Origin of the sequence: Devosia insulae DS-56 (assembly GCF_000970465.2) — a bacterium.
Classification (GTDB): Bacteria; Pseudomonadota; Alphaproteobacteria; order Rhizobiales; family Devosiaceae; genus Devosia_A; species Devosia_A insulae.
Genome location: NZ_LAJE02000077.1, coordinates 1 through 10,892, shown reverse-complemented (window position 1 = coordinate 10,892; position 10,892 = coordinate 1). Strand labels below are relative to the sequence as shown.

Annotated in this window: 11 protein-coding genes and 1 pseudogene; 9 read left to right on the top strand and 3 right to left on the bottom strand. The window is 65.9% G+C overall.

Annotation, left to right across the window (positions count from 1 at the left end):
- Positions 1-87: 87 nt before the first annotated feature.
- The 9 genes from VW23_RS05350 to VW23_RS05310 all read left to right on the top strand — a co-directional run bounded on the left by VW23_RS05350 (position 88) and on the right by VW23_RS05310 (position 8,889).
- Complete coding sequence (locus VW23_RS05350) at positions 88-1,170, top strand: LacI family DNA-binding transcriptional regulator (RefSeq protein WP_069908557.1); 1,083 nt, start codon at positions 88-90, stop codon at positions 1,168-1,170.
- A gap of 5 nt (positions 1,171-1,175) precedes the next feature.
- Entirely contained in the window at positions 1,176-2,432 is a 1,257-nt protein-coding gene (locus VW23_RS05345; protein ID WP_069908556.1) for an extracellular solute-binding protein, read from the top strand.
- Positions 2,433-2,527: 95 nt separating this feature from the next.
- A complete protein-coding gene (locus tag VW23_RS05340) occupies positions 2,528-3,601 on the top strand; it encodes a carbohydrate ABC transporter permease (RefSeq protein WP_069908555.1) in 1,074 nt (357 codons plus the stop codon).
- Complete coding sequence (locus VW23_RS05335; RefSeq protein ID WP_069908554.1) at positions 3,601-4,479, top strand: carbohydrate ABC transporter permease; 879 nt, start codon at positions 3,601-3,603, stop codon at positions 4,477-4,479. Before VW23_RS05340 ends, VW23_RS05335 begins: the two co-directional genes overlap by 1 nt.
- 11 nt (positions 4,480-4,490) lie before the next feature.
- On the top strand, positions 4,491-5,483 hold the full coding sequence (locus tag VW23_RS05330; RefSeq protein WP_069908553.1) for a glycoside hydrolase family protein: 993 nt from the start codon (positions 4,491-4,493) through the stop codon (positions 5,481-5,483).
- Positions 5,484-5,488: 5 nt separating this feature from the next.
- On the top strand, positions 5,489-6,613 hold the full coding sequence (locus tag VW23_RS05325; RefSeq protein WP_069908552.1) for an ABC transporter ATP-binding protein: 1,125 nt from the start codon (positions 5,489-5,491) through the stop codon (positions 6,611-6,613).
- Between the two features lie 159 nt (positions 6,614-6,772).
- Positions 6,773-7,417 (top strand): DUF47 domain-containing protein, encoded by a 645-nt coding sequence (locus tag VW23_RS05320; RefSeq protein WP_069908551.1) that lies wholly within the window; start codon positions 6,773-6,775, stop codon positions 7,415-7,417.
- A 3-nt stretch (positions 7,418-7,420) separates the two neighbouring features.
- Complete coding sequence (locus VW23_RS05315) at positions 7,421-8,425, top strand: inorganic phosphate transporter (protein WP_069908550.1); 1,005 nt, start codon at positions 7,421-7,423, stop codon at positions 8,423-8,425.
- A complete protein-coding gene (locus VW23_RS05310; protein WP_069908549.1) occupies positions 8,425-8,889 on the top strand; it encodes an NUDIX hydrolase in 465 nt (154 codons plus the stop codon). The genes VW23_RS05315 and VW23_RS05310 overlap by 1 nt, the downstream gene beginning before the upstream one ends.
- Positions 8,890-8,912: 23 nt before the next feature.
- Here VW23_RS05310 and VW23_RS05305 read toward each other — a convergent pair whose 3' ends face one another.
- The 3 genes and pseudogenes from VW23_RS05305 to VW23_RS28860 form a co-directional block, all read right to left on the bottom strand.
- Positions 8,913-9,251 (bottom strand): cupin domain-containing protein, encoded by a 339-nt coding sequence (locus VW23_RS05305; RefSeq protein WP_069908548.1) that lies wholly within the window; start codon positions 9,249-9,251, stop codon positions 8,913-8,915.
- Entirely contained in the window at positions 9,238-10,689 is a 1,452-nt protein-coding gene (locus VW23_RS05300; RefSeq protein WP_069908547.1) for an aldehyde dehydrogenase family protein, read from the bottom strand. Before VW23_RS05300 ends, VW23_RS05305 begins: the two co-directional genes overlap by 14 nt.
- 3 nt (positions 10,690-10,692) lie before the next feature.
- Positions 10,693-10,892 (bottom strand): annotated as a pseudogene (locus VW23_RS28860) (ABC transporter permease); the annotation flags it as partial.

Below are 10,892 nucleotides of genomic sequence, written 5' to 3'. Positions count from 1 at the left end.
CCATTGACTCCCACCCCATCCGCCAGTAGATGACATCGGTGTCATGACATCGGTGTCACAAACCGGACATGACCACGGGAGGCTGCGATGGCGACGATTTACGATGTGGCGAAAGCCGCCAGGGTTTCGCCCAAGACGGTGAGCCGGGTGCTGAACGGCGATGCGCCGGTGGGGAAGAAAACCCGCGCCGCGGTCACCGCCGCGATCGCCGCGCTCGGCTATGTCCCCTCCAGCGCCGCGCGGATGATGCGTTCCAACAAATCCGGGCTGATCGGGCTGATCACCGGCGCCATCTCAGACCAGATCGAGCCGGCGCAGCCGGCCGGCCTGCCCGAACTGCTGCTGGTGCGCGGCATCCAACAGACCATCGGGCTCACCGGCAAGACGCTGATGATCGCGGACTCGGGCAACCGCTCGGAACGCGTGCCCGACCTGATCAAGACCTTCCTCGAGCACCGGGTCGAAGGCCTGTTCTATGTCGCCCCCTACCACCAGAACGTCCGGCTGCCGCCGGTGCCCGAGGATACCCCGATCGTCCTCACCAACTGCTTCGACGATGCCGGCACCCCCGCGGTGATCCCCGATGACCGGCGCGGCCAGCACGACCTGGTGGCGCGGCTGATCGCGGCCGGGCATGAGCGGATCGCCTACCTGACGCTGCGCGAGGATATCGTCGCCACCGGGTTGCGCCGTGCCGGCTATCGCGATGCGCTTGGCGAGGCCGGCATCGCCTATGATCCGGCGCTGCTGCAATGCGGCGAGATCGGCAGCCCGGAAACCGAGACGCAGGTGCTGTGGACCGCCATCGACCGGATGCTGAACCTCGACCAGCCGCCGACGGTGTTCTGCTGCGGTAACGACCGGCAGGCGCTCAAGGTCTACGGCATCCTCCGCTCGCGCGGCCTTGCCGTCCCCGACGATATCTCGGTGGCCGGCTACGACAATTACCGCGTCATCGCCGAAACGCTCTATCCGCCGCTCACCACGGTGGAGCTGCCCTATACCGCGATGGGCGTGCGCGCCGCGCAGCGCCTGCTCGATCTGATTTCCGGCGAGAGCCGGGATGAGGCCGGCCCCGACGTGATGGCCGGCCCGGTCTACTGGCGTAACTCGGTCACCGAGCGGCGCCCCACCAACGTCTCACAGCTCAAACTCGTCAGGGAGGACTAACACACATGAGCAAGTTCGGAACCTTTGCGGGCATCCTGCTCGCTACGACGCTGTCATCGGGCGCTGCCTTCGCCCAGACCACGCTTTCGATGTGGTATCACGGCGCCGGCAGCGAGCAGGAAGTCTCGATCCTCAACCAGATCACCGCTGATTTCAACGCCAGCCAGTCCGACTGGAAGGTCGAGCTGCAGGCCTTTCCGCAGGCGGCCTACAATGACAGCATCGTCGCCGGGGCACTGGCCGGGAACCTGCCCGATATCGTCGATGTCGATGGTCCGGTGATGCCGAACTGGGCCTGGGCCGGGTACCTCCAGCCGCTGCAGATCGATGAGACCAAGATCGCCAGTTTCCTCCCCGGCACCAAGGGCATGTGGGACGGCAAGCTCTATTCGATCGGCCTGTGGGACGCCGCGATTTCGCTGGTCACCCGCCAGTCGATCCTCGACGAGCTCGGGCTGCGCACCCCGACGCTCGAGCAGCCCTGGACCAAGGACGAGTTCATGGACGCGCTCAGCAAGGCCAAGGCCTCGGGCAAGTTCGAATATGCGCTCGATCTCGGCACCGCCTGGACCGGCGAATGGTACCCCTATGCGTTCTCGCCGTTCCTCCAGAGCTTTGGTGGCGATATCATCGACCGCAGCACTTACAAGACCGCCGAGGGCGTGCTGAACGGCGACAAGGCCGTAGAGTTCGGCACCTGGTGGCAGAGCCTCTTCACCGATGGCTATGCCGAAGCTACGCAGGATCCGGCGGCCCGCGATGCCGGCTTCAACTCGGGCAAATATGCCTTCTCGTGGAACGGTAACTGGGCGGCGCTCGGCACCCTCGCCGCCTTCGACGACGTGCTGTTCCTGCCGGCGCCCGATTTCGGCAATGGCCCGAAAATCGGCGCCGCATCGTGGCAGTTCGGCGTCTCGGCCAAATCGGCCCACCCCGATGGAGCCTCGAAGTTCATCGAGTTCGCGCTGCAGGATAAGTACCTCGCTGCCTATTCCAACGGCATCGGCCTGATCCCGGCCACCGCCAGCGCCGCCGCGATGACCGAGAACTACAAGGAAGGCGGCAAGCTCGCCGTGTTCTACGGGCTGTCGGAAAAGCAGGCCTTGGTGCGCCCGGTGACCCCGAGCTACGTCGTCGCCGCAAAGGTGTTCGAGAAGGCGCTGGCCGATATCGCCAAGGGCGCCCCCGTCGCCGACACGCTCGATGCCGCCGTCGACGAGATCGACGCCGATATCGAGAAGAACGGCGATTACGGCTTCTAGGGTCTCACTCCCTCTGGCCCTCCAGGAGTCCTCTTGGACTCCAAGGGGATCCCGGCTTCGGCCGGGATCTTGTCCCCTGCCCTCGCGAGATCGACATGGCATCCAAGTTCACGCGCTCCAACCGGGTCGGCTGGCTGATGGCCGGGCCGGCGGCCCTGCTCATCGCGGTCTTCGTGGTGCTGCCGTTCATCTTCGCCATCGGGCTGAGCTTCACCAACCAGCGGCTGATCTCGCCCAACCCCACCGAATTCGTCGGCCTTGCCAATTACGAGCAGTTGCTCGGCATCGGTGTGCTGACACTCGAACCCGAGCGCGACGCGGCGGGCGCCGTGCTGCGCGATGCAGACGGAGCGCCAAAATACCCGACGCTCCGCAGCGTCACCCGCAACAACCCGGATTTCCCGCAATTTGCCGGCATGCGCGAATGGTTCAGCTTCCAGCTGGGCGAGCACCCCACCTATGTGCTGGCCCGCGACGTCGTGTTCATGAAGGCGATCGTCAACACCTTCATCTTCGTCATCGTCGTCGCCCCGGTGCAGGCCGGGCTGGCGCTGGGGCTGGCGTTGCTGATCAACCAGCGGCTCAAAGGCATCAACCTGTTCCGCGCCATCTATTTCATGCCGGTGGTGGTCTCGATCGTCGTCGTCTCGCTGCTCTGGCGCTTCATCTATGACGGCAGCAGCGGGCTCTTGAACAACCTGCTGGCGGCGCTGAGCTTCGGCGCCCTGCCCCGCATCGACTGGCTCGGCGAGCCCTCGACGGCGCTCGGCGCCATCATCGCCATGTCGATCTGGCAGGCGGTGGGCTTTCACATGGTGATCTGGCTCTCGGGGCTGCAGACCATCAGCCCGACGCTTTACGAGGCCGCCGCCATCGAGGGCTCCAGCAAGTGGCAGGTGTTCCGCTACGTCACCTGGCCGGGCCTCAGGAACACCGCGGTGCTGATCCTCATCGTCATCACCATGCAGGCCTTCGCGCTGTTCAGCCAGATCGATGTGATGACCGGCGGCGGGCCGCTCGACTCCACCCAGACGATCGTCTTCCAGGCAGTCGAGCGCGGCTATGGCAAGCAGGACATTTCCGGCGGCTCGACCATCTCGGTGATCCTGTTCGTCATCGTGTTCTCGATTTCGCTGATCCAGCGCTACCTCACCCGGGAGAAGCAGTGATGGCGACCATCGCCTCCGATAACCGTGGCCTGCGTCTCGCGGTGCGCTATGCCGTGCTGATCCTGATCGCGGTGATCTTCATTTTCCCGCTGATCTTCATGGTGATGTCGAGCTTCAAGCCCGACCAGCAGCTGCTCAACGATACCGGCAGCTTTGCCGCCTTCCTGCCGGTGGGCGACATCTCGCTCGATAACTATGCCGATGCGTTCAAGCGGGCGCCGGTCGGGCTGTTCATCTTCAACTCGGTGCTGGTCACCGGCGTCACGGTGATCCTGTCGCTGCTCATCTGCTCGGCCGCCGCCTTCGCCTTCGTCTTCGTCGATTGGCGCGGCCGCGAGCTGGTGCTGACGGCGATCCTTGCGACGCTCATCGTGCCGTTCGAAACCATCGCCATCCCGCTGCTGCTGATCGCCTCGAAACTCCCCTGGCTTGGCTTCGACGGCCTCACCTTCGGCTGGCTCAACTCCTACCAGGTGCAGATCGTCCCGTTCATCGCCGATGGGCTGACGATTTTCCTGTTCGTGCAGTACTTTAAGGATCTGCCGGGCGAGCTGATCGAAGCCGCCCGCGTCGAGGGCGCCAGCTGGGGCCAGGTCTACCGCAAGGTGGTGATGCCGCTCGCCGGCCCGGTGCTGGCGACGGCCGCCATCCTCAAATTCCTCGTCATGTACAACCAGTATCTGTGGCCGCTGATGGTGGTGCAGCAGGAAGGCTACCGGCCGGTGATGGTCGGGCTGCAATACTTCTTCCAGCTCAACCGGGCCTGGGGCGAGATCATGGCCTACCTGTCGCTGATCACCGTGCCAGTGCTCGCCTTCTACCTCTTCCTGCAACGCGCATTCATTGCCTCGATCGCCTCGACCGGCGTCAAAGGCTGACGGAGTTCCTCATGGTCATTGCCCTCGAAAAAAACTGGATCTGGGACAGCTGGTACGTCAACGACGGCCAGCGCTGGCACGGCTTCTTCCTGCAGGCCGACAAGCGCCTCGGCGACCCAGACCTGAGGCACCTCAACGTCACCCAGGGCCACGCCGTCTCCGACAACCTGGTCGATTGGCAGCACCTGGGCACCACTTTTGCTCCCAGCACCGGCCCCGCCTGGGACGATTACACCACCTGGACCGGCTCGGTGGTCCGCGGCGATGATCAGCTCTGGTACCTGTTCTATACCGGCACGCGCCGCTCAGAGCAGGCGCTCTACCAGCGCGTCGGCCACGCCACTTCGACGGACCTCCACAACTGGCAACGCGTCGGCACCGGCTTCTGCCTCGATCTCGAAGGCCCGGCCGCGGCGCAATACGAAGTCGAGCACGCCATCGGCCACTGGCACGATCGCGCCATGCGCGACCCCTGGGTGATGCGTGACCCCAGGGGCGAGGGTTGGCTGATGTATTTCACCGCCCGCGTCCCCGGTGTCGCCGAGCCCAATGCCGGCGGCGCTATCGGCTTTGCCACCTCGCCCGACCTCGTGACCTGGACGCTGCAGCCGCCGGTCTTCTCGGGCGGCTTCGGCCAGCTCGAAGTGCCGCAGGTCTTCGAACATGGCGGCAAATGGTATTGCCTGTTCTGCACCTCGAGCGCGCACTGGTCCGAGGCGTACAAGCGCTTCAACCCGCAAAGCCCGGTCACCGGCACGCATTACCTCATCGCCGACGATCCGCGCGGCCCCTGGCAGCTTGCCCCCGGCCCCTTCCTCGATGGCGCCGAGCCCTGCCGACGCTACGCCGCCCGCATCGTCGAAACCGCCGACGGGCTGCGCATCCTCGGCTTTGCCGATAACGGCAAGGCGCAGTTCGGCGGTTATGTCACCGACCCCGATCCGGTCACCGTCGGCCCCGACGGGCTGCTCACGGTCACCCCGATCAGAGTCGCAGCGGAGTAGCAGAGATGGCACGCGTATCGCTTGACGGTATCAGGAAGGTCTACGGCTCGACCGAGGTCATCAAGGGTGTCGATATCGACATTGCCGACGGCGAGTTCTGCGTGTTTGTCGGCCCCTCGGGCTGCGGCAAATCCACCCTGCTGCGGATGATTGCCGGGCTCGAGGATATCTCGGGCGGCACGCTGACCATTGGCGAGCGGGTGGTCAACGACCTGCCGCCCAAGGATCGCTCGATCGCCATGGTGTTCCAGAGCTATGCGATTTTCCCGCATATGACGGTGCGCGAAAACCTCGCCTTCGGCCTCACCATCGCCAAGGCCCCCAAGGCCGAAAAGGACGCCAAGGTGGCCGAAGCCGCCCGCATCCTGAAGATGGAACACCTGCTCGAGCGCCGCCCCAGCCAGCTCTCGGGCGGCCAGCGCCAGCGCGTCGCCATCGGCCGCGCCATCGTGCGGCACCCCGGGGTGTTCCTGTTCGACGAGCCGCTAAGTAACCTCGATGCGGCCTTGCGTGTCGACATGCGCATGGAGCTGGCGAAACTCCACGCCGATCTCGGCGCCACGATGATCTACGTCACCCACGACCAGGTCGAAGCCATGACGCTGGCCGACAAGATCGTCGTGCTCGACGCCGGCGTGGTGCAGCAGATCGGTTCGCCGCTCGACCTCTACCACCGCCCGGCGAACCTGTTCGTCGCCGGCTTCATCGGCTCGCCCAAGATGAACCTCTTGAAAGCCCGGGTCGAAGGCGTCGATGCCACCAGCGTCAAGCTGGCCTCGGCCGACCTCGGCACCCTGGTGCTGCCCCGCGCCAATGCCGGCGTCAGCCGTGGCGACGAGGTCACCGTCGGCTTGAGGCCGCACCATCTCGCTACGGCTTCCCGCGAACAGCGGGTGGGCAGCCAGCCAACCGGCGATCAGCGGACCGGTGAGCAGCAGATCGGCGGAACAGTAAAACTGGTCGAACGGCTCGGCAACGAAACCCTGGCCGCCCTCACCCTCGCCTCCGGCCAACAACTCATCGCCGCCCTGCCGGGCGATGTGGACGTCAGCATCGGCGAAGCCCTGCGCCTCGCCCCGCAACCGGAGCGGGCCAGCCTGTTCCTGAGCTCAGGAGCGGCGGTGAACTGACACGTATCGGAGCGTGCAGTCGGGAATCCTTCCTCCGCAAGCGGGACGGAGTCCCGACTGCGCGCACAAAGTTTCGGTTCATTCCCGCCGCGCGAGGTTGAACTTCTCAGCCTTCCGCCCTCCTAGCTAGTTGCAAGACCAAAGCGGGAAGGTTTGCATATGCTGGGCTGGTTTCGGGCGTTGATGCCCAAGGAAGAAGAGTTCTTCACCCTCTATACGCGCCATGCCGCCCTTGTCGTCGAGGCGGCGGCCGAGCTCGACCGGATGTTCGGCGAGCGTGCCGATATCGGCGGGCACTGGCAGCGCATCACCGATCTCGAGCATGCCGCCGACGACGTGACGCGCGAGGTGATGCAGGCGGTGCGCAAGAGCTTCATCACCCCCTTCGATCGCAGCGACATCACCGATCTGATCCAGTCGATGGACGATGCCGTCGACAAGATGCGGCGGGTGGTCAAGACCGCGCAGCTTTACGAGGTGACGGTGTTCGAGCCCGGCATGGGGGCCATGGCCGCCATCGCAGTGAAGGCCTCGCACCTGATGTCCGAAGCCATCGGCCTGCTGCCCCGGCTCAACGCCAACCAGGCCCGCATCGCCGCCATTGCCGAGGAGATCGGCAAGCTCGAATCCGAAGCCGACGACCTGCACGATGCCGGCCTCCGCACCCTCTACAAGCAGTATGGGGCGGCCGAGCCGATGCGTTTCTTCATCGGCCGGGCGCTGTTCGTCGATCTCGAAGGCGTGGTCGACAGCCTCGACGACGTGGCGCACGAGATCACCAGCATCATGATCGAGAACGTCTAGGCGATGGACACCGCACTTGCCCTGCCGGCGCTGATCGGGCTCATCGGCGTCGCCCTGCTGTTCGACTTTCTCAACGGGCTGCACGACGCGGCGAACTCCATCGCCACCATCGTTTCGACCCGCGTGCTGCGCCCGCAATTCGCCGTGATGTGGGCGGCGTTCTTCAACTTCATCGCTTTCTTCTTTTTCGGCCTGCATGTCGCCGAAACCGTCGGCACCGGCATTGTCGGGGCGGCGGTGGTCGATCCCTCGGTGATCCTCGCGGCGCTGCTCGGCGCCATCGGCTGGAACGTCATCACCTGGCTGCTGGGCATCCCCTCGAGCAGCTCGCACGCCCTGATCGGCGGCCTCGTCGGCGCCGGGCTGGCCAAGGCCGGCTTCGATGCGGTGGTGTGGGGCGGCCTCCTCAAGACCGTCGGCGCCATCTTCCTGTCGCCGGCCACCGGGTTCCTGCTCGCCCTGCTGCTCATCCTCATCGTCTCGTGGCTGTTCGTGCGCTCCACCCCGTTCCGCGTCGACGGCACGTTCCGCATCCTGCAGTTCGTTTCCGCCTCGCTTTATTCGCTCGGCCATGGCGGCAACGACGCGCAAAAGACCATGGGGATCATTGCCGTGCTGCTCTATTCCCAGGGCATGCTCGGCGACAGCTTCCACGTGCCGTTCTGGGTGGTGCTGAGCTGCCAGTTCGCCATGGCGCTGGGGACGCTCATGGGGGGCTGGCGCATCGTCCATACCATGGGCTCCAAGATCACCCGGCTGACCCCGATGCAGGGGTTCTGCGCCGAAACCGGCGGCGCCATTACCCTGTTCGCCGCCACCTGGCTCGGCATCCCGGTTTCCACCACCCACACCATCACCGGCGCCATTGTCGGCGTCGGCGCGGCGCGCCGGGTTTCGGCGGTGCGCTGGGGCGTTGCCGGCAGCATCGTCATCGCCTGGGTGGTAACGCTCCCGGCGGCGGCAGCAATGTCGGCCCTCACCTATTTCGTCGTCACCTGGATCACCTGATGGCCGAGAAGCGCAAAGGCGACAAGGCGGGCCCACGCGCCCGGCAGGTCGCGGCGCTGCCCTGGCGTCGCGAGGCCGATGGCAGCATTGTCGTGCTGCTCATCACCTCGCGCACCAATTCCAAGTGGATGCTGCCCAAAGGCTGGGTGATCCCCGGCAAATCCGACGCCGAATCCGCCCGCATCGAAGCCGAGGAAGAAGCCGGGGTCACCGGCACTGCCGCTCCAGTCCCGATCGGCTCCTATTTCTACGTCCGCCAGGAAGACGACGGCACGACTCGCCCCTCCCAGGCAGTGGTCTATTCGCTGCAGGTGGCAAAGGAACTGGCGAGCTGGGACGAGAAGAAACAGCGCAAACGCCAATGGTTCACCCCAACCGACGCCGCCCAGGCGGTCTACGAGCGCGACCTGGCGCGGTTCCTCGCCAATGTTGCAGCAGGCCGGATTCATCTGGCGGTGGCGTAGCTCGGACCGTGCAGTTTTGGGCCCTACCCCAGAAAATCTTCCCGCGCCGGGGTAAACGTATCGAGCAGCGTCACATCGCTCAGTGCCGTCGCCCCATGCTCCACCCCTGACGCCACGACAAAACTGTCGCCGGGGCCAAGTTCAGCCGTCTCGTCCCCGACCGTCACTCGGATCCGCCCCGCAAGCACAAAGCTCACCTGCACATGCGGGTGACTGTGGCTTGCGGTGCTCAGCCCGGCGGCGATCCGCGCTTCGACCTGCATCAGCTCGGGCGTGTGGAGCCGCACCCGCCGCGCCTTGCCGGGGGCGAAGCTCACCCATTCCCCCGCATCGGCCCGGGCAAACGGCTCAGGCGCGGACATAGGCCAGCTTCTTCCGCAAATAATTGTCGAGCCCGTGCCGGCCGTCTTCGCCGCCTAGCCCCGATTGCTTCCAGCCGGAGTGGAAACCCTGCACCAGCTCCCCTGCCCCGCGGTTGATATAGAGCTCGCCGAAGGCGCTCTCGCGGTTGAAGCGCATCACATTGGTGAGGTCGCGGGTGAAGAGGTACGCCGAGAGCCCATAGGCCGATTGGTTGGCGAGGCGCAACGCCTCGTCGAAATCGGCGACTTCGAGATAGGGCACCACCGGGCCAAAGATCTCCTCCTGCATGATCGGGCTCGAATTATCCGTCGCCAGCAGTACCGTCGGCTCATACCAATGGCCTCGTGCAAACCCCTCGCCCGCGGGCGCCCGGCCGCCGGCCAGCAGTTCCGCGCCGCCGGCGACGGCGGCATCGACCATCGCAGCAACCTTGTCGCGTTCGGCCCGGCTGATCTTGGGGCCCATATCGACATCGCCGAGCGGATCGCCGACGCGCAGCGCGGCGACGCGGGCGAGAAAGCGCTCGATGAAACGATCGGCGATGCGGCGATCGAGATACATCCGCTCGTTGCAGGTGCAGACCTGGCCGCAGTTGAAAAAGCGGCTGCTGACCGCGGCTTCGACCGCTGCCTCGAGATCGGCATCGGCCATGACGATGAACGGCGCCTTGCCGCCGAGCTCGAGCCGGATCGCCTTGAAACTCCCGGCCGTGGCGCGCTGGATTTCGCCGCCGGCGCGAACGCTGCCGGTGAGGGTCACGAGGTCGGAGTGGGGGCTCGCGACCAGCGCCTCGCCCACTGTGCGGCCACCGGTGACGATGTTGAACACCCCCGGCGGCAGGCCCGCCTCCTCGGTCAGCCGGCCGATCTCCAGCAGCGCCAGCGGCGTCAGCTCATGCGCCTTCATCACCATGGTGTTGCCGGCGACCAAAGCCGGCCCGAGCTTTCGGCCGGCGAGCGCGATGGGGAAGTTCCAGGCGGTGAGCCCGACCGCGACGCCATAGGGCACCCGGCGCAACCACAGCTCCTCGCCTGAGATGTCGGAGGGGATGATTTCGCCTTCGATGAACCGCGCGCTGTCTGCGGCGAACGATATCAGCCCCACACAGGCATCGACCTCGCCCCGCGCATGGGCCAGCGGTTTGCCCTGCTCGCGGGTGACCAGCGTCGCGATGATCTCCCGGTCACGCTCGATCAGCCTGGCGAGGCGCCGCAAGTGCCTGGCCCGCTCGATCGGCGGCAGCGCCGCCCAGCCCGGTTGCGCGGCGCGCGCGGCGGCCAGCGCCGCTTCGGCATCGGCGGCCGTGCCGGCAGGGACGCGGCCGACCAGTTCCTCGGTGGCGGGGGAATGGACATCGATCCAGCCCTCGGCGGCGCCGCTGCTCCAGCGCCCGCCGATGAACATCCGGCCGTCGATCAGGGGGAAGGTGCTGTGCATGGCTTACCGGCGGTTGAGGGAGACGGCGAGGATGATGATGATGCCCTTGACGATCTCCTGGATGGTGGTGGAGAGGCCGAGGACGACGAGCCCGAAGGCCAGGATGCCGATGAACACCGCGCCGATCACCGAACCGATCACCGAGCCGCGCCCACCGAACAGGCTCGTGCCGCCGATGATCACCGCGGCGATGACGTTGAGCT